Origin of the sequence: Paenibacillus assamensis DSM 18201 (genome assembly GCF_000422445.1) — a bacterium.
GTDB classification, from domain to species: Bacteria; Bacillota; Bacilli; order Paenibacillales; family Paenibacillaceae; genus Paenibacillus_B; species Paenibacillus_B assamensis.
In genome coordinates, this window is record NZ_AULU01000010.1 from 129,111 (window position 1) to 154,683 (window position 25,573).

The 25,573-nt window shown below is 41.8% G+C and carries 18 protein-coding genes; 13 read left to right on the forward strand and 5 right to left on the reverse strand.

Features of this window, described 5'->3' with window-relative positions:
• Positions 1 to 102: 102 nt before the first annotated feature.
• Positions 103 to 2,844 carry a calcium-translocating P-type ATPase, SERCA-type gene (locus tag H580_RS0106690; protein WP_028594090.1) on the reverse strand — a complete coding sequence of 914 codons (2,742 nt, stop codon included), beginning with the start codon at positions 2,842 to 2,844 and terminating at the stop codon, positions 103 to 105.
• A gap of 352 nt (positions 2,845 to 3,196) precedes the next feature.
• Between H580_RS0106690 and H580_RS0106695 the strand changes: the two genes are divergently transcribed.
• Positions 3,197 to 4,741 carry a Ppx/GppA phosphatase family protein gene (locus tag H580_RS0106695; RefSeq protein WP_028594091.1) on the forward strand — a complete coding sequence of 515 codons (1,545 nt, stop codon included), beginning with the start codon at positions 3,197 to 3,199 and terminating at the stop codon, positions 4,739 to 4,741.
• Positions 4,742 to 4,922: 181 nt separating this feature from the next.
• Here H580_RS0106695 and H580_RS0106700 read toward each other — a convergent pair whose 3' ends face one another.
• Positions 4,923 to 5,948 (reverse strand): zinc dependent phospholipase C family protein, encoded by a 1,026-nt coding sequence (locus tag H580_RS0106700; protein WP_028594092.1) that lies wholly within the window; start codon positions 5,946 to 5,948, stop codon positions 4,923 to 4,925.
• Between the two features lie 271 nt (positions 5,949 to 6,219).
• Between H580_RS0106700 and H580_RS0106705 the strand changes: the two genes are divergently transcribed.
• The 3 genes from H580_RS0106705 to H580_RS0106715 all read left to right on the forward strand — a co-directional run bounded on the left by H580_RS0106705 (position 6,220) and on the right by H580_RS0106715 (position 9,067).
• The gene (locus H580_RS0106705) at positions 6,220 to 7,539 is read left to right on the forward strand and encodes a glycoside hydrolase family 125 protein (RefSeq protein WP_028594093.1); all 1,320 of its coding nucleotides are present in this window, start codon (positions 6,220 to 6,222) and stop codon (positions 7,537 to 7,539) included.
• Positions 7,540 to 7,748: 209 nt separating this feature from the next.
• Positions 7,749 to 8,204: a chemotaxis protein CheX gene (locus tag H580_RS0106710; RefSeq protein WP_028594094.1), complete on the forward strand. Its 456-nt coding sequence runs from the start codon at positions 7,749 to 7,751 to the stop codon at positions 8,202 to 8,204.
• Positions 8,205 to 8,272: 68 nt separating this feature from the next.
• Complete coding sequence (locus H580_RS0106715) at positions 8,273 to 9,067, forward strand: SDR family NAD(P)-dependent oxidoreductase (protein ID WP_028594095.1); 795 nt, start codon at positions 8,273 to 8,275, stop codon at positions 9,065 to 9,067.
• Positions 9,068 to 9,137: 70 nt separating this feature from the next.
• On the opposite strand, the gene H580_RS0106720 is transcribed toward H580_RS0106715, so the two are convergent.
• From H580_RS0106720 to H580_RS0106730, 3 genes are all read right to left on the reverse strand, one after another.
• Complete coding sequence (locus tag H580_RS0106720; protein ID WP_028594096.1) at positions 9,138 to 10,442, reverse strand: alpha/beta hydrolase family protein; 1,305 nt, start codon at positions 10,440 to 10,442, stop codon at positions 9,138 to 9,140.
• A 146-nt stretch (positions 10,443 to 10,588) separates the two neighbouring features.
• Positions 10,589 to 11,017 (reverse strand): DUF3021 family protein, encoded by a 429-nt coding sequence (locus tag H580_RS0106725; RefSeq protein ID WP_028594097.1) that lies wholly within the window; start codon positions 11,015 to 11,017, stop codon positions 10,589 to 10,591.
• Positions 11,018 to 11,032: 15 nt separating this feature from the next.
• Positions 11,033 to 11,470 carry a LytTR family DNA-binding domain-containing protein gene (locus tag H580_RS0106730; RefSeq protein ID WP_028594098.1) on the reverse strand — a complete coding sequence of 146 codons (438 nt, stop codon included), beginning with the start codon at positions 11,468 to 11,470 and terminating at the stop codon, positions 11,033 to 11,035.
• Between the two features lie 100 nt (positions 11,471 to 11,570).
• Here H580_RS0106730 and H580_RS26795 point away from each other — a divergent pair, with 100 nt between their 5' ends.
• From H580_RS26795 to H580_RS0106775, 9 genes are all read left to right on the forward strand, one after another.
• The gene (locus tag H580_RS26795) at positions 11,571 to 11,678 is read left to right on the forward strand and encodes an ATP-binding protein (protein WP_169449352.1); all 108 of its coding nucleotides are present in this window, start codon (positions 11,571 to 11,573) and stop codon (positions 11,676 to 11,678) included.
• A gap of 105 nt (positions 11,679 to 11,783) precedes the next feature.
• Positions 11,784 to 13,091, forward strand: a complete 1,308-nt coding sequence (locus H580_RS0106740; RefSeq protein ID WP_051217297.1) for a DEAD/DEAH box helicase — start codon at positions 11,784 to 11,786, stop codon at positions 13,089 to 13,091.
• Between the two features lie 203 nt (positions 13,092 to 13,294).
• Positions 13,295 to 14,704, forward strand: coding sequence for an ABC transporter substrate-binding protein (locus H580_RS0106745; RefSeq protein WP_028594100.1), 1,410 nt, complete (start codon positions 13,295 to 13,297; stop codon positions 14,702 to 14,704).
• A gap of 71 nt (positions 14,705 to 14,775) precedes the next feature.
• Entirely contained in the window at positions 14,776 to 16,182 is a 1,407-nt protein-coding gene (locus H580_RS0106750) for an ABC transporter substrate-binding protein (protein WP_028594101.1), read from the forward strand.
• Between the two features lie 657 nt (positions 16,183 to 16,839).
• Entirely contained in the window at positions 16,840 to 18,249 is a 1,410-nt protein-coding gene (locus H580_RS0106755) for an ABC transporter substrate-binding protein (protein WP_169449353.1), read from the forward strand.
• Positions 18,250 to 18,674: 425 nt separating this feature from the next.
• Positions 18,675 to 19,787, forward strand: coding sequence for an amidase domain-containing protein (locus H580_RS0106760; RefSeq protein ID WP_028594103.1), 1,113 nt, complete (start codon positions 18,675 to 18,677; stop codon positions 19,785 to 19,787).
• A gap of 761 nt (positions 19,788 to 20,548) precedes the next feature.
• Positions 20,549 to 21,958, forward strand: a complete 1,410-nt coding sequence (locus H580_RS0106765) for an ABC transporter substrate-binding protein (protein ID WP_028594104.1) — start codon at positions 20,549 to 20,551, stop codon at positions 21,956 to 21,958.
• A 394-nt stretch (positions 21,959 to 22,352) separates the two neighbouring features.
• The gene (locus H580_RS0106770) at positions 22,353 to 23,771 is read left to right on the forward strand and encodes an ABC transporter substrate-binding protein (protein ID WP_028594105.1); all 1,419 of its coding nucleotides are present in this window, start codon (positions 22,353 to 22,355) and stop codon (positions 23,769 to 23,771) included.
• Between the two features lie 297 nt (positions 23,772 to 24,068).
• The gene (locus H580_RS0106775) at positions 24,069 to 25,478 is read left to right on the forward strand and encodes an ABC transporter substrate-binding protein (RefSeq protein WP_084509018.1); all 1,410 of its coding nucleotides are present in this window, start codon (positions 24,069 to 24,071) and stop codon (positions 25,476 to 25,478) included.
• Positions 25,479 to 25,573: the final 95 nt, after the last annotated feature.

The window sequence follows — 25,573 nt, forward strand, 5'->3', positions numbered from 1 at the left end:
GTAAGGCAGTTCCATTCCTACGGATGTTGCGCAGGATGGAACTGCCTTTTTTATTTGTGCGAGTGAGCGCACGTATAGGAAATGTGAATGTGATAAAGGTGATTAGCCTTTATTTCTATTTCTAATTCTCATACGGATAAACAGCTTCACAATTTCTACAATTGGCAAAATGCTAAATGCAGCAGCGACGACAATCAACCACTGTTCGCCATTTAGAGGCACAACGCTGAACAGTTCGTTCATATACGGTACCCAAATAACGACTAGTACAAGAACACCTGCTGCAAGTGCAGCCCAGTTCAAGTATCGGTTGGAGAAGACGCCAATCGTAAATATGGATTTCGTATTGGAGCGAACGTTGTATACATGTGTAAGCTGGATGAGACCTAGTGTAGCAAAGGCCATCGTAACAGCGACAGATTCATCGTAATGGGTATGTCCCCACCAATAGGTGAATAAGGTTAAGGCTGCTTCAAGCAATCCTTGATAAATAATGCTCGTGCCAACGCCATCTGCGAATACGCTTGTTTCTGAACTGCGCGGTGGTTGTTTCATGATGTCTTTCTCTGCTTTTTCCAAGCCAAGCGCGAGCGCTGGCAGCGTATCCGTTACAAGGTTAATCCACAGGATGTGGATCGGGAATAAGATTTTCCAATTAAGCAATGTTGCAATAAATAACGTGACAACCTCACCTAAGTTCGCGGATAGAAGGAACTGAATCGTTTTTCGAATGTTGCTGTAAACTTTTCGTCCTTCTTCTACTGCAACGACAATGGTTGAGAAGTTGTCGTCCGCCAGTACCATATCCGACACGCCTTTAGAGACATCGGTTCCTGTAATCCCCATACCAATCCCGATATCCGATGCTTTCAGTGCTGGTGCATCATTGACACCATCGCCTGTCATGGCAACGACTTTACCATGCTTTTTCCAAGCTTGGACAATGCGTACTTTGTGTTCAGGAGAAACGCGAGCATAGACGGAATACTGGGTTACTTTGCTCATGAACGTTTTTTCATCCAGCTCACTTAGTTCACGACCCGTAAGTACACCACTCTCATCTTGTATAATGTCAAGCTCCTTCGCAATAGCAGCAGCTGTATCACGATGATCGCCGGTTATCATAATCGGGCGAATACCAGCTTCTTTGCATATGCGAACAGCTTCCTTTACTTCTTCACGCGGCGGATCAATCATGCCTACTAGTCCGATAAAGGTCAGATTCGCTTCAACCTCGCTTGGTTCCATGGAATGCGGCAGCTCAGGCTTATCGCTGTAAGCAAGCGCAAGAACACGCAGTGCCTTCTGTGCCATTGATTTATTGGCTTCCTCTATATTACGGCGATGCTCAGCAGACATGTCGACGGTTTGATTGTTAACATGGATGCGACTGCATCGTTCCAAGAGCACATCAGGTGCTCCTTTGGTCATCACACGAAATACCTTTTTACCTTCCGTCTGAGGCATTTCATGCACCGTCGTCATTAACTTGCGGTCTGAATCAAATGGCAGCTCAGCTCGCCGCGGGTATTGATTTTCCCCTTCACGCTTATCAAAATTCCGATGCAGGGCGAATTCGACAAGTGCTGTTTCGGTTGGGTCGCCGATAAATTGCATGCCCTTTTTGCCAGAATCATCAGCGCGGTCAGCATCCGCATCCACGTCCGAATTCGCTTCCGTCATTTTCGTATCATTACATAGGGTCATAACTTGAAGGAGAATATCGCTCCCTGCTACGGTGCTTAGATCTGCTTGTTCATCTTGCAGTCCGCTGTCGACATAGACTTGCTTCACCGTCATTTTGTTCTGTGTAAGGGTTCCTGTCTTATCTGAGCAAATAATTTCGGTACTGCCCAGTGTTTCAACAGCTGGCAATTTGCGAATGATTGATTTGCGCTTCGCCATTCGTTGTACGCCAAGAGCCAATATAATTGTGACGATCGCAGGAAGTCCTTCTGGAATGGCTGCTACGGCTAAGGAGATGGATACGAGCAGCATCTCCAGCCACGTCCGCCCCTGAAATAAGCCTATACCGAATATGAGAATCGCCACAGCGATGATAATGATGGTAAAATATTTCCCCAACTCATTGAGCTTCTTTTGCAGTGGAGTGATATCTTCATCTTCTTGTGAAATAAAGCTGGCTATTTTACCGACTTCCGTATTTTCGCCTGTTCCCGTTACGATACCTACACCACGCCCGTAAGTTACGCTGCTTGACATGTAGGCCATATTTTTTCGGTCACCAATAACGACATCAGGTTTGTCCAGAGGAGCCGTATCTTTTTCAACGGGTACCGATTCTCCAGTTAACGCAGCTTCTTCAATTTTGAGCGATGCTGATTCAATCAACCTTATATCCGCAGGCACAACATTGCCAGCTTCTAATACGACAACATCACCTGGTACGAGGTCTTCTGCTTTGATCTCAATCGTCTTGCCATCGCGTATAACACGGGCGTTCGGTGACGACATTTGCTTCAGTGCATCTAGCGCTTGTTCCGCCTTGTTCTCTTGCAGCACGCCAAGTACAGCGTTAAGTACGACAACGACAAGAATGATGATCGCATCTGTCAGCTCGCCAAGAATTCCGGATATTAAGGCAGCAACAAGCAGAATAATAATCATTACATCTTTGAATTGAGCGATCAGCTTTGCGATAATAGACTTACGCTTTGCTTCTTGCAGTACATTTTTACCGTAGCGTTCAAGTCTTGCAGCAGCTTCAGCTTCTGTTAGGCCGTTCTGCGAAGAATCAAGCTTGGCAATGGTTTCATCGTAAGTTAGGGTGTAATAAGCCTCTTGCGAGGATGTACGTTCTGGCTGTTTTTGTACTTGTTCCACTCATGTCATCTCCTAGCGATTAGTCTTGTACCTGAAGTGAGGCCGTGTACGATTCGTACAAGCCGTGCATAAGAATAGGGATTTGGCGATCCGTTTATCTAGCGTCGATGAAAGTCGATAAAAAAGGTTCGATAACATATAGTAACGTCATTAACGAGATGTGAAGCGCTACAACCAATCAAAAGATTGGACCGTAATTGTATAACGGCACACAATAGCATGTGGAAAAACGTACAAATCCATTCGCAAATCATATATGTTTAGTCAAATGTGAATGTTCATGGTTAAATAGAGTTATACGTGAGCAAGGTCAATTGAAGATAAGTTCGTTACTGGTAAGGAGGAACGGGAGATGCACGATTCTGTCTACAGCGATGAACAGGCTGCGATTCGCCACATCGGCATTATGGATATTGGATCGAACTCCGCCCGTTATATGATAGCTAAGTTGTTTGCGAATCGTACCTTTCATATGTTGGATCAAGGAAAGGAAACGATACGGCTCGGAGCTGGATATGACGAAGAAGGGAGTATTCCAAATCAGAAGGTGGACGAGCTGCTGTCGGTCATTCATCGATTCAAACAGCTTGGATCGAATTATCAGCGATGTGAATGGATAGCGGTTACGACCGCAGCCATGCGCAAAGCTGCGAATAGTGAGCATATTGTCCGCAGAATTTATGAGGAAACTGGCATTACGGTGCAGATGATTAGTGGGGATAGCGAAGCTTATCTCGATTATGTGGCTGTGTTGTCAACGGTAGACGTTCAAGATGCGGTCATTATGGACATGGGTGGAGGTTCTACGGAATTTATATGGATGGAGAACCGCCAATTCAAGGAGAGCATTAGTCTGCCTGTCGGAGCGCTGACGATCGCGGAAGATTATGAGGTAGAAGATGCACTGGCAGCAGATACAGAAACGTATCTGAGGTCCATGACTCGCTATTGGTTGAGGCATGTTCATTGGCTTAAGGAAGCTCAGGAGCTACCTCTAGTAGCTATTGGAGGAACGCTTCGTACGTTAGCCAAGATGGATATTGATGAACGGGAGTATGGAGTCGACTCTCTGCATCATTATGAATTTATGCCAGAAGAGGTCGAAGGCTGGCATCAGCGTATTAAAGGAATGGACTTAGAAGAGAAGCAGGCGCTGCCTGGTCTGTCTAAGGATCGAGCAGCTATACTGACGGGGTCTCTAACGTTTATCGATGAATGCTTGCTTAGATTTGCTTCTTCAAAAGTAATGGTCAGCGCGAAAGGTGTGCGTGAAGGCGTGCTGTTCGATATGCTGCGTGGAGAAGGCATACATATTGATCACCCACTGAAGTTCAGCATTTATCATCTTCAGCACCGTTTAGGCTTGAATAGGAAGCAAGCTGACCGGGTGTGGCAGCTTACAGACGCTCTCATCCATGAACTTAAGCCTGTTCTTGGTTGGGAAGAGGAATGGAAAAGGATCGTATACGCAGCTGCACAGTTGCATGATATTGGCGTATCCGTAAGCCATATGGAGCGGGAGCGCCATACCTTTTACATGATTCGTCATGCAGAGCTGTATGGCCTGACACCTCGTCAAATTGCACTTAGCGCTCTCGTAGCTACGATGGATTTTAAGCATAAAGTTCCTAGGGAATGGGCAGCAGTAGAAGCGATTCTTCAACCTGGAGATCAAGTTATGGCTGCTAAAATGGGGCTGCTTATGCGTTTGGCGCTTGATTTAACGCGCACGTATGGCTGCCAAGTGGCAGAGGATATGTCTTGTATCGTTAAGGATGGAGAAGTCGTTATTACGCTGCAAGGTGCTGCTGCTCATATGCCATGGCGCGCAACGGAGATGTATGGACTTCGTGCTGGTTTCCGTCGTTGGCTGAAGCGAGAACTGAAGCTGTCCTGACCTGATGGGGTAAACTAAGCGATAATAAATGAGCAATAAGCATAAGGAAAAAAGCAAAAAGCCGCTCACAAGCCTGCCTGCGATGTCGGAATGGACATGCATAATTGGCTTGAGGGCGGCTTTTTACCGTATAGCTCCAAGTAGTTGTAAGTTGTTTCATAAGCTTACTTGCCTAGACTGATCAAGAGGACCATATAGGGTCTTCGACTACGATTGGGCGGTTCAGTTCCAGCGGCAGTCCAGTCTCGTAGGAGTGATTGCCAACGGCTTGCTGAAGCGCTTGTTTGGCAGCTTCTACATGAGGAATTAGTGTATTGTCAATCGAAGACACTTCGTTCCAATGCACCGTTTGTGCTTCGACTGTACTTTTACTATCCACAGAGGCAAGCTCTCTTGCTCGCCAGTAGGTTAGAACAGCCTGTATGGCGCGCGCTGCATCCTCAGCAGCTGCTTCCCACATATCCCACACACTTGTACTGGTTTGCTTATCTAGACCTGTTGGATCAGGCCATGGGCGGCGTGCCTCGTTCATAACGTCATATGGGGCGACTTGTTTCTTGTACATCATCGGCTCGATCTGATTGAAGGTGACGATTCGTTTCCAGCCATATGGGTCATGGAAGAGCTTCTGTGCTTGCACCATATCACGAATGGACTCATTCCAAGCTTCACGACGAATTTGTCCTTCGAATTCTGGATAATGAGCAGCTATGACTGCTTCAAACGAATTCAGCATGTTCGTTGAGAAGCTTGGACCCACGTCAATCCACTTCCATACAGGAGTTCGCCACGTATCCACACCTAGCTTGCGCTTAGCAACATGAGTATCCATCAGCACTTCGAACCGTTGATGGTCCCACTTCTTAAACCCGGAACGAACAAATACATAAGGGTGCATGTGACGATCAAGAATATGATGCAGCAGAAATCCGAGTACATAGACCGCATCGGCACGCTCAGCAGGATTCGTACGCGTGATTAGATCCATTAAGACAGGGCCGCATTGTTGATTGTGCATCGCGCTGCCGACTTTGTTCATCGTCTTATCTTGTTTCCAAGGCAGGAAGTGATGATAGAACAAGAAGTCTGGACCTTGGCAGCCCATATTGAACCATTTGCTATGTGATTGGTTGTCGATCCACGAAGAAAGGCCTGCCTGCTTTACTACTTCTTGGCCAAAAATCATATGCGTCCAAATGTTAGGCATAAGTCTTCCCCCTAAACATGTCATATTGTTATCTGAAATCCGATTTCCTTCTATACTTTACAAAGATGAACGGCTCTTCGTCTATTGTCAACCCTTTCTCTATGTAAATCGGTTTGTTGCAAAGGAATTATGAGCAATAACTGCAATTGCATACTAGCGATATAAAGCGTTTACATGTAAACTAGGTAGTATTCCTATGTGTTATCGTTAACATATAACAATTTTCATAAGGTTGCTTAGACAATATGTGGAGAGATAGGTGGAGAGAAGTATGGAACAGTTCCGATTACCGAAAATTGATGTGCCTAAGCTGGAACTGCCTCAAGCAGTAAAGCAGGTATTGGCTGAAGCTGAAGCGCAATTAGCGCATCGACCGAAGCTGCTGAAAATGTTCAAAAATTGTTTCCCTAACACACTCGAAACGACAACAAAGCTATTGGATGATGGCACTACCTTTGTTCTAACAGGCGATATTCCAGCGATGTGGCTGCGAGACTCTGTGGAGCAAGTGATTCATTATGTGCCGTTTGCTAAGGAAGATGCAGATCTTCAACGCATTATCGGTGGACTTATTAAGCGTCATATGTTCTATATTAATTTGGATCCGTATGCAAATGCATTTAACGAAACGGCAAACGATTGGCATTGGGATGCGAACGATCAAACCGACATGTCAGCTTGGGTATGGGAGCGCAAGTATGAGCTTGATTCAATGTGCTTCTCGATTCGTCTCGCTTATATGTACTGGAAGGAGACGGGCCGCACTGATATTTTCGATACAAACTTCAAGTCAGCGATGCGCAAAATCGTAGACGTGTGGAAAACAGAGCAGCGTCATTTTGAGAAATCGCCATATCGTTTCCATCGCGAGAATTGCCCGGATATTGATACGCTGCGCAATGACGGGATGGGCATGCCTGTAAACTATACGGGAATGACTTGGTCAGGCTTCCGTCCTAGTGACGATGCTTGTGACTTCCATTATCATATTCCGTCCAATATGTTCGCTGTCGTATCCCTTCGTCACATGCAGGAAATCGCGAAGTATGGCTTCCGCGATGAAGCACTCGTGGCGGAAATGCACAAGTTAGAGAAAGAAATTGACCATGGCATCCAGTTGTACGGTGTCGTCACACATCCGACATATGGCCGCATTTATGCGTATGAAACAGATGGATACGGCAACAACTGCTTGCTTGATGATGCGGGCACACCAAGCTTGCTATCGATTCCTTATCTCGGGTATGCGTCAGCAGATGATCCTATTTATCAAAATACGCGTCGCTTTATTTTAAGTAAGGAAAATCCGTTCTATTTTGAAGGGAAAGCAGCCAAAGGAATTGGCAGCCCTCATACACCAGACGGCTACATATGGCATATGGCGCTCTCCATGCAGGGACTGACAGCTTCTTCCGACGAAGAAGTATTAGACATGATTGCGATGCTGGAATCGACAGATGCGGATACAGGCTTTATGCATGAAGGCTTCCATTCGGATGATCCTGCTATTTTTACACGTCCATGGTTTGCTTGGTCCAATAGTTTGTTCGCCCAGCTTGTTCTTAAAGCGATGAAGTCTGGATTACTTTAATAGTATAAAATTTAGTATAAAATGGGAGATACAGTAAGAACGAGCGTGGCTCGTTCTTTTTTATTCTAGAAACTTGAAATAAATATGTCATGGATGTAGTGATTTATAGGCTGATTTCAGTATAATAGTCTTAGTGTTTTCGGGTGTATAGGACGTATGTTACATCTTGAACATACTTCTTGGTGTCAGAAAGGGGCGAAAGATGTAAGATGAAAGCCGAATGGGTACATCCTTTTTTACAGTCAGCATGCAGCGTTATTGAACAGATCTTACAAGTTCGCCCAGAGCGTGGGGAACTTGAAATGCTAGCTTGGCATGGGACGCATGATCTACATATCCAAATTGGCCTGACAGGTCAAATGTCAGGTGTTATCGCATTTGGATTGAATGAAGGGGCAGCAGTGAAGATGGCTTCCGCAATGATGGGTGGCTATCCGTTAGAATCACTGGACGCAATGGGGGAAAGTGCGATCTCTGAGTTGGGCAATATGATTAGCGGCAACGCTTCAACGATGTTGTACAATCAAGGGATACATGTTGATATTTTGCCACCGCAGCTCGTTCCACTCCAAGCAATACCGAACTGTGGAACCAATGCAATGGCAGTTCCATTGCATGTACATAATGTTGGTCGTCTGGATATTATGATGAAGATAGAAGGATAAACGCAGGTTGCATTCATGATGGATCATTGGTCCTATAAGGAAAGTTGCTGTACAGAAGAGGTGGAATTATGAGTCAATCAAACAATCATTCATTGCGCGATAAAGTCATTCTGATCACGGGAGCATCAAGTGGTATAGGTGCATTAATAGCTCGATATGCAGCTGAAGCAGGTGCCGTTCCTATTTTAGCAGCTCGCTCTGCGGGTCGATTAGCAGAGGTGTCGAGTCAAATTCAACAACGACATGAATGTATCACCTTGGATGTAACGGATACAGCAGATGTAGAGCGAGTCATTCATGATGTAATTGACCGTTACGGTCGACTTGATATTTTAGTGAATAATGCTGGGTTTGGCTTGTTCGAGCTTACAGATGAAATGGGGCTTGAACACTTTGAAGCGATGATGGACGTGAATTATATGGGGATTGTCCGTTGTACGAAGGCCGTGCTGCCACATATGCTAGAGCGTCAATCCGGACATATCGTCAACATAGCTTCAATGGCTGGAAAAGTAGGGACGCCTAAGTCCGCAGGGTATGCGGCATCCAAGCACGCGGTACTTGGCTTTACGAACTCGCTGCGCATGGAACTGGCGCAAACCGGTGTAAAGGTGTCAGCAGTAAATCCAGGACCGATTGATACTCCATTTTTCCAGTTAGCTGATCCAAGCGGGCAATATGTGAACAACGTGCGCTGGTTTATGATGAAGCCGGAGAAGGTGGCTCGTCGCATTATTCGTGTCATGGAACGTCAGACTGCTGAAGTAGATATGCCATTGCTAGGAGCAATTGGTACGAAGCTGATGCAATTGTTCCCGAGACTATCAAGTCGCATTGCAGGACGTATGTTGAACAAAAAATAAGGGCAGCCATTAGGCTGCCTTTTTTATATGAATATACGAATAATTACTCAAAATATAATGCCATTATGATTTAATACGTTCCTTTGAATTCAAAACGGCCACTCCCTTTTAATTTATAATTAAAGAATTTTAGAATCAGCTCATTTTGAGTTTCAATACAGTAGTAGGTATCAATGGGTGCTTTGCCACCTTGTAGAATAGTTGCAACTACAGGAGAGAATAACGGCAAATCTGTCAGACTTAAATGTTTCGCACCTTCAAAATGAACGGTGTATGACTCAGTAGAATTCATATCGATAGTCTTGTTTGCTGCATAAGTGGAGATTGTATCAAGTTGTACCCAAACATCGTCAGAATAGATATTAAGAAGCGGGGTCGTATACACATCGCCACTTGCTTCAAAATTATTAATCTCTTTATTGTAATGAAGTTCACTAAACAATGGAGCGTCAATATTGACAACCGCACTTACATCGTGACGCTCTTTACCGACCCAAACACTTGCTGCACCACCCATCGAATGCCCAAAAACACCTATTTTGCTAGTATCAATAAGTTGATAAATGGGGGCCTTATCATTTTCGGATCGATAAAGAATCGTATCCATCACAAAATTCATGTCGTCTGTACGCAGCCTCATCCATTTTTGAATGAGTTCATAGGCTTCCTCCGGTGTGTAATTACCTGCTGTGTTGGACTTACTAATTTCCTGCATATATTCTGTATTGACTAGCGTAGTTGTCCCGTCATCTGAAACCGTATAAAAGGAATGATACGGATGATCAATGGAAACGACGACATAACCGTGGCTTGCAAGCTCAGTATAGGTTGAGGTGTTGCTTTCCATAATACCGTATGCACCGTGTGAAAATACTAGGAGTGGATAGGTTCCATCGGCATTATTAGGATACCAGAATTGTACATTAACAAATCTGTTTTCGCCGGTGTCAGTAAATTCCTCAATACGGTTTTCGTCTGTATAGGTGTAGGTGGCTGTTGCCACTTCATATTGACCTGTAATCGTAGGCAATGTATATTGCGGAAAAATAAGAGCAGGTACAAGTGCAATTACCAATGCCAATGTCATCAACATTGCTTTCCCGATAATCCGAGATCTTCTGTACGTTTTGGTATTTGCTTTGTTGCGTATGAGCGATACCGTCCCGATTACAGCGAGTATGAAAAGAAGTATAGCAAGCAATACCCAGCTGAAATTCCAAACGATAACTGATGAAAGTGTGAGAAGGACAAATGTTGAAAATATCGCAATTCGAATCCAGCTTCTGAGTTTCGAGTGGATCTGCTTAGTTGCAACGCAATATATTGCTAACCCAAATTCGATAATTAGAGTGACAAACAATACGAACATTCCCATAGTAGTTACTCCTTTTCGTTTCTATTGATTTTTGATTCCATCTTAGAAAACGGTTGAAAAGATGTATATAAAAAAGCAATAAGCTGTAGCTGCAGGGCAATAAGTTGCAAAAAAAGAGCGATAAGCTCCTTAGCTTACCGCTGCTCTCAAATGTCTTTCTTAAAAGACTTTAGTCTCTCATTCATGCTATTGGCTACTTTTTTATCATTTTGCCATGCCAGCAGACGAACGATGATATAGACGACTGCAATTTGCAAGGCCAGAATTATTGCACTTAATGGACTGTTTATAATACCAATGATAATTCCAAGAGAAATTAAGATGATTTCCAAAGCAAGAAAGTGAACAGCCATTCTGATACGCATTTGCTTCTCGCTTAAATCATTACGAGAGTACATAATAAATCCCATCAATGCACTAATCATCGAAAATGTCATAATCGTATAAATCGACTTCAAATCAAAGGCTAGATCGGGTTGGAAAAATTGTCGCAACATCGTAATGATCATGATGATAGATCCGAAGATGATAAAGAAATCTCGGATGATCTCTTTTATAAATTCAGAAAGTTTCATAATTGCCCCTCCATTTTATAATCCAAGCATCCTTTTAAGGACAGGCACATATTGCCTGGATATAACAACACGCTCTCCGTTATCAAGTACTGCTTCAAATCTACCGCTTATGGATGGATGAATATATGAGATGATAGCTATATTCAAAATGGTGGATTTTGACGCACGAAAAAAATTCTTCTCCCTGCATCGTTCCTCAAGTTCATAAAGCTTCTGTTTTATCTCAAACACTTTGTCCTTACAGTAAATAAAAACCTTTCCGTCCACTGCCTCAAAGTAAAAGACATCGCTAAGCTTAATACGATGAACACGATCATTATGGTATCCGAGCAGGATGAGGGTTTCTGTTGTCAATATGTTAACGAGCTCGTAAATCTCCTTATTGACTTCATGGCATCTGATGAGAATCTCTTCTTCCAGATCTTTATTTATTTCTTCGATTGAAATTTTCATGATAACACCTACTATAGACAGTTATATAAACTGGAAATACAATTTTAAAAGAAATATGTTTACCGCAGTCGCAACAATTTGAACTCTAACATAAGAGTCGATGGTTGAGAAGCATAATGGCAGCTTGCATGTAGAAAGTGAGCTTGATAAAGGCGTGTTGTTCTGCATTATTTTTCTTGCTTTGAGCGGAGCAGCAGGTTCTATGTAAATAAAATGATTGCTCGAATTGTGAAGAAAGTTGGAGGATGCTCCTTCATTCGTTATAATGATAGGAAGAGCAATCATCGTTGGGATGCAGAAGAGAGGAAAGTGAATCGTGACTTTAACATTTAAACAATTACCTATAGATACAACCTATGCGGATAATCTGGAGCAGCGCGGCATTGTAACGCCGTCTCCTGTACAGGCGGAAGCGATCCCTGCTGCTGTTGCTGGGCGTGATGTATTGGCGCAGTCCCAGACAGGTACAGGTAAGACACTAGCTTACTTGCTGCCAGTGCTTACGCGCATTCTGCTGGATCAAAGCGCTTTACAGGCAGTCGTCGTCGCGCCTACACAAGAGTTGGCGATGCAGATCGTGCGCGAGGCAGAAGCGTTAGCGGGCGCAGAAGGGCTTGTCGTGGCGCCGCTTATCGGAGGCGCAGCCTTGAACCGTCAGCTGGACAAGCTGAAACAGCGTCCACAACTTGCGGTGGGTACGCCAGGACGTATTCGTGAGCTGCTCGATATGAAGAAGCTGAAGATGCACGAAGTTCGCACGATCATCATTGATGAGGTGGATCATGTGCTGCGTCAAAGCGGAGCAGGCGATACGGAATATATTATGAATCGTGCACTGCGTGATCGTCAGTTGTTATTCTTCTCTGCGACGCTGCCTGCTGAAGTGAAAAAGCTTGCTTCGAAATGGATGAAGGATCCTGTTAACGTTGGTATCGAACCAGACAAGCGTGTTGCGGACACGATTACGCATTCCTTTATCATATCAGAGGAGCGCGACAGAATTGATATGCTTAGACGCCTTGTGCGCCATTACAATCCGAAGAGCTCCATTGTGTTTGTCAATGATTCGGACATGATCGGCGAGTGGGAATCGAAGTTGAAGTATGCTCATTTATCAGTAGGCACTTTATATGGAAATGCTCCGAAGCAGGAACGCGTACAGGTACTGCGCCGCTTCCGTGAAGGGGAGTTCCAGCTGCTGCTCGCGACGGATGTCGCTGCTCGCGGCTTGGATATTGCTGATCTGGAGATCGTATTCAGTTTGCAGCCTGCCATCAATGCGGAGCACTATGTCCACCGTGCAGGGCGTACAGGTCGTATGGGGCGTAAAGGGATATCTGTCAACCTGATTACGGAACGTGAGCATTTCATTATGCGCAAGTTTGAGCGGGAACTTAATATCCAAATTCAAGAATGGTCGTACTATGATGGGAAAGTACGTCTTGTTGAAGAGGGAGCGGTTAAGCGTAAGCCTCAAGCGCGCAAGCCAGTTGAAACTCGACAAGCTGGTTCCCAACGTAAGGGGAATGATCGCCATCGCGATAAGAAGAGCAAAGGTGCGCCAAAGTGGTTGAAAGCGAAGCAGCAAGAAAACGGTGATAAAGGCCGTCCACAACAATAAAAGTAAAATATGTTAAGGATAAGGATGCTAGCGTGTAGTCGCTAGCATCTTTTTTTATGGTATAAGAAGTGAATGAAAATTAAGAATTTACAAATTTATGAACAAAGGGCAACTCTTTCATGCCTTTTAAAGGAAAAGTAAGGAATTTAGAAAACCAAAAAGTGGTCTGCCTTATCTAGTAATTTAGAAGGAGAGTGGAGAAGTTGAAAAGAGAGAACTATGTAGGTAAGTGGAGGCTGCTGCTTGTACTAAGTTTGGTCGTTACGATGTTGGCCGCTTGTTCAGGAGATAGCCGGAGTGAACTGCCTCCTCTGGCAGAGGATGGTACCGGTAAAATCAGAGTCATGTACTGGGGAGAAGAAGAATTTTTGCTCGATTATGGGACGCCATTTCATGTGATGTATCCCGATATGGAGTTTGAAGTTGTACCACTGGCAGAGCTGAATAGCTCTATTGGACCTGATGATAACTATATCGAAAAATGGAGCGAATTTATAAAAGAAAAAAAGCTGGATGTCGTGCTGCTAAATCAAGAAGAATTTAAAAAGATTGCGAATGATGGATTGCTATATCCACTAGACGCCCTTATCCGAGATGAACAATATCCCATTGATGATTTCCACCCAGGCGCGATTGATACTCTGCGTCAGATGGGAGGGAATTCTTTGTATGGATTAGCCTCACACTTTGAGTCTGCTGCCTTATTCTACAATGAAGATTTATTCAAAGAGCATGGAGTGGAGCTGCCTCGACCTAATATGTCGGTAAATGAAGTGTTGGAGCTTGCCGAGCGATTTGAAAGTAAATCCAATCATGCCAAAGATCGCGTTAACGGGATACATAGCGAGTATATGAGTCCTGGTAGGATGCTAAGATCTTTTGCATCGATGGCCGGCTTACAGTTTGTTGATCCGAAAGCAGAAAATATCGTAATGGACAGTGAGGCATGGAAAACACTGTTTATTCAATATGCTGAGCTAGTGAAAGAGAAGAAGACGAATTTTATTGCGCCAAACAAACAAGATGGTCATGCCAACGGATTCCTTGAGGGCAAGTCGGCTATGCTTATAGCGGATCTATGGATGATGGACAATCTTAGAAATGCTCAATTAAACGATCAAAGTAACAAGAAAAAAACATTTAAATGGAATATCGTCTCTATTCCTATTGATCCAGCTAAGCCCGATGAATCTCAAATGGTCAGATTTGGCGGTATTTTTGCCATGATGAAAGATGCTGCCAACAAGCGCGAGGCATGGGAGTTTATCAAGTTTAGCGCAGGTCCAGAAATGGCTAAAGTTCATGGCAGCTTTTCTAGTAAATTAACAACTCGTACGAAATATCAAAAGAATCTATGGGGAGCAGATATGGGAGCATTTACGAAGCTTAAGCCTTCTCTTTCTCCTTCTCTCGAAGAGACAATTGGTAAACATAACATATCGGAGTCATTTATTGAACAGATCGATCAGTCTATTTATGAGGCTATTCAGTCGGTTGTAGATGGGAAGAAATCCTCAGAACAGGCTTATATGGATCTGCTTCCAGAGCTACAGAAGCGTTTGGATGAAGCTAGAATAAAAGAAGGGAAAGAAAAGGATAAGCCAAAAAAGTAAGTGGTAACTACGGTGTGAGGAAAATTCGATAATTCTATCTTCTAGTAGATATAAAAAGGAGAGAACAGACGTTGAAAAAGATAGATGCTGGGCGTCATGGGAAGCTGCTGCTTATTTTTATTCTCGTTATGACGATGTTATCTGCTTGTACAGGAGGAGCTAAAAGTGAGCTTCCGGATCTTCCAGAAGATGGTTCAGGTAAAATTCGAGTGATGTACTATAGCGAACAGCGATTTATGAGCTTCTATGCGGTTCCATTTAAAGTGAAGTATCCGAATATCGAATTTGAAATTGTGCCAGCGAGTGAATTTTATGGTTCTGTAGAACCTAATGATGACTATACGGAGAAGTTAATTGAATTTATAAAAAAGAAAAAGCTAGATGTGGTGCTGCTAGGTCAAAGAGAATATGAGCAGGTAGCTGGTCAGGGCATATTATATCCGTTGGATTCGCTTGTAAAAGAAGAGAACTACCCGATTGATGACTTTCATCCAGGAGTTATTGAACAACTGCGGCAGTTAGGTGGAAATACGCTGTATGGACTAGCAACTGCGTTTCAATCTTCTGCTCTATTCTACAATGTAGATTTGTTTGAAGAATATGGTGTAGAACTGCCACGGCATAAAATGTCCGTGTCTGAGGTGTTGGAGCTTGCAGCGCGATTTGAAAGCAAATCTCAAAAAGATAGTGAACGTATATATGGAATGAATAGTACGTTTATGCCTAGCGGACATATGCTGCAAACTTTTGCGTCCATGGCGGGGCTGCAGATGATGGATCAGAAAGCTGAGAAAATTGTCATGGACAGTGAAGCCTGGGAATCACTATTTATTCAATTTGTGGAGCTTATCAAGGACAAGAAGTGGAGCATAGCTGCGTCAAATGGTTATAACAACTATGATCCATCCTTCGGAGAAGGAAGATCAGCAATGACGATAGGACATACATGGATGATGAGGCAAATGAATGCTGCTCAGGATTATAACAAAGATAAAAAGATGTTCAAGTGGGGGGTGGTGACAGTGCCTATTAACCCAGCTATGCCAGATGAATCATCCGAGATTCAAATGAGCAACATTTTTGCGATGACGAAAGATTCGACGAATAAGCGTGCGGCCTGGGAATTTATCAAATTTAGTGCTGGTATCGAAATGGCCAAAATTAGAGGGAAATCTTCAGGAGAGTTGACGACGCGTTCGAAATATCAGAAGGACCTATATGGAATGAGCGTAGAGGCGTTTACGATGTTGAAGCCGTCCAATGCTCCAACGGTTCGTGAGACCATGCAAAAGAATAACGTATCCGTGTCTTCCTTTTTTGTAAATGCAGAGAAGGCCTTTGATAAGGCGTTTAAGTCTGTTGTCGATGGGAAAAAGACGGCAGAGCAAGCTTATGACGAGCTAGTTCCAGAGCTTCAGAAGCATCTGGATGAAGCTAGACGAAAAGGACAAGAAGAACAAGCAAAAAAGAAGAAGTAAGTGGGAATAAGGCACGTATCGATCGACACCAAGAGCTCCATAGAACATAAATAACAACGGATGCTGTCACAAAATGCAGCATTCGTTTTGTTTATACAGATAAGATGGTTTGGAAACATCATGAAAACTGCGGCTGATGATTAACTAATGATGTACGAATGTATACTCTATGAAACTCATATTATCGACTGAATCGTCGTAGCACCAGCACCATGAGATGAAATAGTAAGAAGTCTTTCCTCTAACGGACGCTATTGACGTTATTTGTACAAAATCGTCCATAATTAAAGTTTAACGGTCGTAATAGAGCTTATTTTAGCAGTAAGGGCTAAAAAGACTACTTCATATGGCAAATAAGCTCTCTTGCGTCCTTTAAAACTCAGAACAAGTAAAAATGGGCTGAATAGCCTCTATGACAACCGTTAACGGAATAAAGGGAACGGTGTGCCGTGCTGTTGTTTTATATACTTGTGCACGCTTCACTTCACTTCTTATTTTTCTGCTAGGGACGATTGGTTATCGAATATTGAGTTGTGAAACTTCTGTAAGGATGAGAAGGTGGATGATGATTTGGCATGTATGATTTTCTAATAGATGTTTAATCAACAGGCGTGCATAAAAATCAAATAATGCAGAGATAGGGAGAGGAATATGAACATGTTCAGTCGATTTCACCAGTGGAAAAAAGTTATGATCATAAGTCTTGTAGTTGGCCTGTTAGCGGCTTGTACAGGGGGGAATAAGAGTGAGCTTCCTCCTATGCCTGAGAGTGGAGAAGGAACCATTAGAGTGTTGTACTGGAACGAAGAGCAATTTATGAAAGACTATGGTTCATCTTTCAACGTGAAGTATCCCGATATTGAGTTTGAAGTGGTCTCAACGGGAGAGATGCATCAAACGATGGGGCCAGACGATGATTACCATGAAAAGATGCTCGCATTTGTGAAAGACAAGCGGTTAGACGTTGTCATTTTGAATCAGCCTGATTATGAGAGATTTTCTTCAGAAGGATTACTGTATAAAATAGATTCGCTTATTGAGGATGAAGAGTATCCGATTGATGATTTTCATCCTGGAGTTATTGACCTGCTGCGGGAGAAGGGTGGCAATGCCTTGCATGGATTAGCAGCTCATTTTAGTACTAGTGCCCTGTTCTATAATGTAGATCTGTTTAAAGAGTATGGGGTTGAGCTTCCACGCCATAAAATGTCTGTAAATGAAGTACTGGAGCTTGCAGCGAGGTTCGAGAGTAAATCGAACAACGACAAAGATCGTATCTATGGATTTGATGTCGAACATAATCAACTTGGATACGGTCTGATCAGCTTCGCGGATATGGCTAATCTGATGTTAGTTGATCCAAAAGCCGAAAAAATAGTAATGGACAGCGAGGCTTGGAAGACGTTGTTTTTCAACTATGCTGAACTGGTAAAGGATAAAAAAATCAATTATTTTGACCGCTCCAGCAATGAAATGCAGCCAGGCTTTTATAATGGAAAAGCAGCGATGATGATCGGACAATCATGGTCGATTGGACAAATGAAAACCATGCAATATTTAAGTGATAAAAACGGGAAAAAGCATAAAGCATTCGAATGGGGGATGGTGACGATCCCTGTTGATCCATCTCGACCAGACGAATCAAAAATAATTTCACTGGCTAGTATTTTATCGATGATGAAGGATGCGCCTAACAAACGTGCGTCATGGGAATTTATCAAGTTCAGCGCAGGTATTGAAATGGCTAAGATTACGGGAAAATCGGAAGGGAAGCTGACGACACGAACCAAATATCAGAAGGATATAGATGGAAAAAGTGTTGAGGCATTTACGATGCTGAAACCTTCGAGCCATTCACCATTTTTATTTGAAACGCTGAATAAAAATAAGGTGCCTCAGGAATTTTTCCGAAATCTGTTTACGGAATTCGATAACGCATTTAAAGATATTGCTTCAGGGAAGGAAACAACGGAACAAGCATACGAAGAATTGCAGATTAAGCTTCAGCAGCAGTTGGATGTAGCTAAGAAAAAAAGTGTGACGGCTCAAGAAGAAAATGTAGAATAGTTTGAAAAGTAGAAGCCAAAATCCTAAAGGTATTTTTGGCTTCTACTAAGGAAAGCTATGAGCCAATCAGCTAATCGATGACTGAATTGAATACTATAGATAATTGTGCTAGACAGGATTTAAAATACAGCAAACTTTAATAATATCACTTACATATATATGAACCCACGCAAAAAAAATGTGGAAAATACAAACTTGAATTTCGTGGATTTTTTTAAAATAAATTGTTATTTTTACTAAAGAGTGGTTTTATCTCCGTTAATGCTCCTCCAATCCATTATATTCGCTCACAATAAAGTAGTATATTTTCCTTCCTAATCTATACATTCATTTAATGTATTAACAAAATGATTGTTTGAATCGCTGGCCAGCTTTCAAATATAGAATAATAGACTTTTATAGTCTAAAAAGGAGCTGTAAGGAGAATGATAAAATTAAAGAAGTTAATCACTGGTTTTAGCTGTTTGGTTTTTTTAATATCTGCAGTGCCTGTATCTGCTTCTCCTAGTGAAATTATCAATAACAGTAATAAGTACGTCGAACAGTATTTTAAAGAAAAAACGGAGAAATCATTAATAGAGACAAATTCTGAAAAGGTTTATCTCGTAGATCCAGTTATAGAAGAAAAAAACATGATCGAGGCATTAAATTATTATTATGAGGAAGATACGAAGGTAGCTAATGTTATATCCCAAGCATATAAAGATCCAGAGCTATTGGTAAAAGCTACATCTTTGAAAAAGGAAGATCGAATAGAAGTTGTAGAAAAAATTGTGAGTGTATTTAAGTCTGTTGAAGATAGAGCTCATCAACAATTACTTGAAGAGTATTTAGGTCGCTATTCTTATAATTTGGGTAATCAGCTGTCAATTGATTTTTTGGACTCACTGAATCAAGTGACAAAACAGGAGTCTGTTATTGATATCAACCAAGAGAAAAGTAAAAACAATTTATTGATTACAACTGATTTAGCAGAGACCTTATCTACTTATAATGGAACTGCTGCAGGGGATTGGGCTTATAATAACTATAATAAGTACAGCACAAATTTCCCGGCATTTACTGCTTGGGGAAGTGATTGCACAAATTTCGTTTCTCAAGCTATGCATGTTGGTGGAGGAAAGCAAATGGCAGGGGACTGGTATGTAACTAAGAAAAACTCCACATATTTAGTCCCAAAAAGTGCCGCTGAACTTAATCACAGCTGGACACTGTCGGATCCAAGCCCTTGGATAAGTGTAGTTCAATTCACAAAATATTGGGGACCTAAATCAGTTGATCATAGTATGTCTAAGATTCATTATAGAGACAATCATACGTCGGTATATGGTCGTACTATTTACAAAGGTGATGTAGTAGTATTATCAAAGGGAATTGCGGGATTTATAACAACTCCTACGCACTTAATGATAATCTCGGGATACGATACTAATACTAAAGATTTCTTGCTAGCAGGACACTCCAATGAAAGACAAGCTCATCCGTTATTAACAGCGATGAGTGACTATGTTCATATTAATTTTTATGAGATACCATAATCTGTGCTGTAAAATGTGACAGAGTAAGAAGAAGAAGCTTATGGTTTCTTCTTCTTACTTTTTTGTATCTTTAGTACGGTTGATAAGTTGATTTAAGTTATATATCAAAGGGACACCACAAATTAGTTAGAGTGGGAGACACGAGCTGATGGAAAAACGTAGATTGTACATCCTATTAATAAACGTAATTTTCTTTTTAGTTTTTTTGACAATAACAATTATTAATTACAGCATGAATAAAAACAGTAGCAGTCTTAACTTTTGGATATTTATGTTGGTTACTTCTCTTTTATTTTTATGTGGAAATGGAATAGTTACCATTACACTGCTAAGGAAAAGAAAAAAATAGTATCAGTGTAGAATTTATGAACGAGATTAATGAAATCAGGGACGACCAGTGAATCCATAAGGACTTGCTGGTCGTTTTATATTCATTGATTTCTATAATAAATCGTTACACAGCCTCAGTTGTATGATGGCAAATGTGGTTTTATACTTTAAGCAAGAACATATATGGATGTTTATCCATAGGTAGTAAATTAAAACTTAATTTACCTCTCAAGAGCGAAATTCACTTCACTTTCATTTCTTCCATCACATTTCTTCAAACACAAATTGAAACGGCACAATACGTAAGCGCTTTAATCGGTAGTAAAGGCTGCGTCTCAACTTCTCATCATGATCGTTTACATCTACCCAAGCTAAAGAAATGTATAGGCGCAGTATTACTATATGAAATAGTTAAAGAGAGGGGAATGATCATGTCTAGTTGGACTCGTCCATGGAAGTTGGTTGTTGTGTTAAGTCTAGTTGTTTCATTGTTAGCTGCGTGTACAGGGGGAAGTAAGAGCGAATTGCCGGAGCTGCCTGAGAATGGAGCCGGGAAAATTACGATTATGCATTATGGTGAAGAGCAGTTTATGAGCGAATTTGGCAACACATTCAGTGTAAAGTTTCCTGAGATCGAACTTGAAGTCGTTGAGATGCAAGAGTATTTCCAATCACTAAAGCCTGAAGATGATGGTAATAAGAAACTTATAGAGTTTATTAAAAATAAAAAAGTAGATGTTGCGATGTTGAATCAAGGCAGCTATGAGGAACTTGCTTCAGCAGGGGCATTATATAAGCTGGATACGATCATTCAAGATGAAAAGTATTCAATCGATGATTTCGCTCCTGGTGTGATCGAATTGATTCGTGAGAAAGGTGGCAATGCACTGTACGGATTGCCTACTGCGTTTAACAGTCAGGTCTTATTTTATAATGCTGATTTATTTAAAAAACATGCAGTTGAGTTACCAACGAATAAAATGTCTGTGAAGCAAGTGATGGATTTAGCGAAGAGATTTGATAGCAAATCCAAAGACGAAAAGGATCGTATTTATGGCATTCATACAGGATACCGAAGTATCACTGACTATTTTCTCTTTCTTGGGGAAGCTTCAAATATGCAAATTATTGATCAAAAAGCAGAAAAAGTAGTGATGGATAGTGAGGCTTGGAAAGCACTATTTCTCGATTACGCAGAGCTTGTAAAGAGCGGGAAAATCAATGTGAATGACCAGAATGCTAACGGAGCCTATGATCCCGGTTTTGCTGGAGGTAAGTCTGCTCTAGGTATTGGTCAACAGTGGACGATTGAAGAAATGAAGTATGCAACGCAGCGCTACGGTCCAGATGGGAAGCCAGGAAAAGCATTTGAATGGGGAATGGTCACGGTACCCGTTGATCCAGCTAGTCCGGACGAGTCTTCTTTAGTAGAGCTTTCAGAAATTTTTGCGGTTACGAATGATTCACCCAATAAGCGTGCTGCTTGGGAATTTATTAAGTTCAGTACAGGACCAGAGATGGCTCGTATCAATGGCCGTTCGACTAGAAAATTAACAGCTCGCACGAAATATCAAAAAGAAATCAACGGCAAAAGTATGGAAGCCTTCACGATGCTGCGCCCTGCGAAAAATAGCTATTATTTACACAAAACCTTAAATAAAAACGACGTATCGATGGAATTCCACTCAACGTTGACGATGAAATTAAATGAAGCATTAATGGCAGTGAAAGATGGCAAGAAATCAGCGGAGCAAGCTTATTCAGACTTGTTGCCAGAGCTTCAAAAGGCGCTTGAAGAAGCGAAGCAAAAAGGCGCCAAGGAAAAAGCAGAGAAAAAATAGAAGAATATTGGAGCATGTCAGTGAAACACGCCCAGCAGCTTATCGGATAAGCTTGATGGGTGTGTTTTTTCATTGCTGCCAAGGTTAGTTGAAATGTGAAAATTATGGATATATAATTTAAGTAGAGCATGTTGCTAGGAACATATATGTTTTCGAAGCAACTCAGATACTTTGCTTAACGATCTTCCTCTTACATCTAGCATTTTACCTACGCTAATCTCAGTCATCCATCCAGATACACATCCCAGATACACACCATTCTATATGAAATGATAGTTTCCGTTTCATGTGATAGTAAGGCTGTGTCATTTGTACTCACCAAGATGCTCACCTTCATAGACTCCGTAGACGCAGTATAGCTATAATAATTGCCTTAATAGAGAGGGGAATGAACATGTCGAGTTGGACTCGTCCATGGAAATTAGTAGTTGTGTTAAGTCTCGTAGTCTCATTATTGGCTGCATGTACAGGGGGGAGTAAAAGTGAACTTCCTGCCCTGCCTGAAAATGGAGCTGGGAAAATTACGGTCATGCACTGGAGTGCAGACCAGTTCATGACTGAGTTGGGAAATACATTTAATGTGAAATATCCCGAGATTGAGTTTCAAATAGTCGAACCTAAAGAATTATATGAATCTTTCAAACCAGAAAATGGAGAAGGAGAATACGAGAAAAAGCTTACTGAATTTATTAAAAAGAAAAAAATAGACGTCGTTATGACTCATCAAATGGAATACGAGAAGCTGGCAAAGGCAGGAATTCTGTATAAGCTGGATACGCTCATTCAAGAGGAAAAGTATCCGATGGATGATTTCCATCCTGGCATTGTTGACTTACTCCGTGAAAAAGGCGGCAACGCGATATACGGGCTGCCTAGCGGGATAAGTTCAATGGCTTTATTTTATAACGTGGACTTATTTAAGAAACATGGTATAGAGGTTCCTACACATAAAATGTCGGCGCAGCAAGTGCTTGACTTAGCACAGCGATTCCCGGGTGGGTCAGATGAAAAAGACCGTATCTATGGAATCCATACGGAGTATCATTCTGTCGGTAGCCATATGTTATCGCTTGGAGAAATGTCAAATCTTCAAGTCATTGATCAAAAAGCAGAAAAAGTGCTTATGAACAGTGAAGGTTGGAGAAGTCTATTTACAAGTTATGCTGAGTTAGTGAAGGATAATAAAATAAATATAAATGATAGGAACAATCAAGGCGGATCTTATGGAAGTGGCTTCCCGGCTGGAAAGGCGGCTATGGTTCTCAATTATACATGGATGTTTGATGAAATGAAGTATGCATCTCATCGTCAAGGTCCAGACGGCAAGGAGAGTAAGCCATTTGAGTGGAATATGGTTACAGTGCCTGTTGATCCAGCTAATCCGGACGAGTCTTCTAGTGTTAGCTTGGGTGAAATATATTCGGTTACGAGCAGTGCGGTGGACAAGCGTGCGGCTTGGGAGTTTGTCAAGTTCACAACTGGTCCTGAGATGGCCAAAATTAACGGTCGCTCTACGAGAAAATTGACGGCACGTAAAAACGTTCAAAAAGAAGTAGAAGGAAAAAGCATGGAAGCCTTCACGATGCTGCGCCCTGCAAAAAATAATTATTCCATACAGAGTGTGCTAGCAAAAAATAATATATCTTATGAATTCCACCAGACATTAACTACGAAATTGGAAGAGGCACTTACAAGTGTGAAAAGTGGCAAGAAATCTGCTGATCAAGCTTATAACGAGCTGATTCCCGAGCTTCAGAAGGCCCTTGAAGAGGCGAAGCGTAAGGGAGCAGAAGAGAAAAAGAAGAAAAAATAATAGTCATATATAATCTTGTTAGCAGAGCACGTCCAGCAGCTTACGTAGGTAAGTAGGCAGGATGTGCTTTGTTTATTATTTGCCCTCATTCAAGGAATATGGAAAAGGTAGATTATATTCATTGATAAACATGATGTTAGGTACATATATATGATCCAACGTTTGGCTTTACCTCTTATTCCTCAGTCATTTATTTACCTACCCCACCTATGAGTTGATCTCAAAGCTTGTTAGTTACATTTACGCTCATCATTTCTTTTACGCTTATATCAATAGATAATAATCGAGAGGAGAATCATGATGTACAAATGGGCACGTCCATGGAAGTTGGTTATGGGACTGAGTCTTGTTATCTCGCTGTTAGCTTCATGTACAGGGGGAGCTCAAAGTGAACTGCCGGAACTCCCTAAAGAGGGCGCAGCGACATTGAAGGTTATGTTTCATAATGCAGAGATATTTATGAGTGAGTATGGTAATACGTTTAATGTTAAATTTCCAGAAGTAGAGTTTGAAGTTATCGAGAGTACAGAATTCGAATCCTTCGTAAAACCAGGGGATGACAGAGATAAGAAACTGGTCGAATTTATTAAAAGCAAAAACATAGATGTTGCGATCCTGCATCAGTCACAATATGAGCATTTATCAGCTTCGGGCACGTTATATAAACTCGATACGATTATACAAGAGGAGAAGTACCCGGTGGATGACTTCGCGCCAGGTGTAATGGATTTTCTGCGTGAAAAAGGTGGGAACGCTATATATGGATTATCTGGAACGATTAGTTCGGATGCCTTATTTTATAATGTTGATTTATTTAAACAGCAAGGTGTAGAGGTTCCAACACACAAGATGTCTGTCCAGCAAGTGATGGATTTAGCCCACCGATTCAAAAGTAAGTCCAATGATGATAAAGATCGTGTTTATGGCCTTCACACCGAATATATGCTTCCAGCGGAATACGTACTTCATCTTGGAAGTATGTCTAATCTTCAAATTGTCGACCAGAAAGCAGAGAAAGTTGTTATGGATAGTGAAGCTTGGAAGACGTTGTTTGAGAAATACGCATTATTAATGAAAAATAAAAAGATCAATGTTCAAGATGCGAACAATCATATGAGCTACGGTCAGGGATTTGCAGCCGGTAAGGCGGCAATGTCTATCAATTACTATTGGATGATTGAAGAAATCAAGTATGCCATGCAGGGCGGATATGATGGAAATAAAACAAAGCCATTTGAGTGGAATATGGTCTCTGTACCTGTGGATCCCGCTAACCCTGATGAATCTTCCAGGGTAAGGATTGCTGAAATTTTTGTCATCTCAAATGATTCAGCAAATAAGCGCGCAGCATGGGAATTAGTCAAGTTTAGCACAGGTCAGGAGATGGCTCGCATTCATGGACGTACCAGCTGGAGGATGACGTCGCGCGTAAAATATCAGCAGCCTATAGATGGGAAAAGTATGGAGGCTTTTACGATTCTGCGTCCAGCGAAGAACAGCTACTCGTTAGATGAAGTGCTGTATAAAAATAATGTCTCTAAGGAGTTTATATCTTCTCTGAATACGAAATTGGGGGCTGCTTTAAATGCTGTGAAAGACGGTAAAAAATCTGCCGAGCAAGCTTTTAATGAACTGATTCCGGAGCTTCAGAAGGCCCTTGAAGAGGCGAAGCGTAAAGGTGCAGAAGAGAAAAAGAAGAAAAAATAGAAGGGTAATAAAAGCAAAATAATAGCACGATATTGAGCGCGTCCAGCGGCTTATATAATAAGCTGATTGGGCGTGCTCTGTTTATTCGCTTCTAA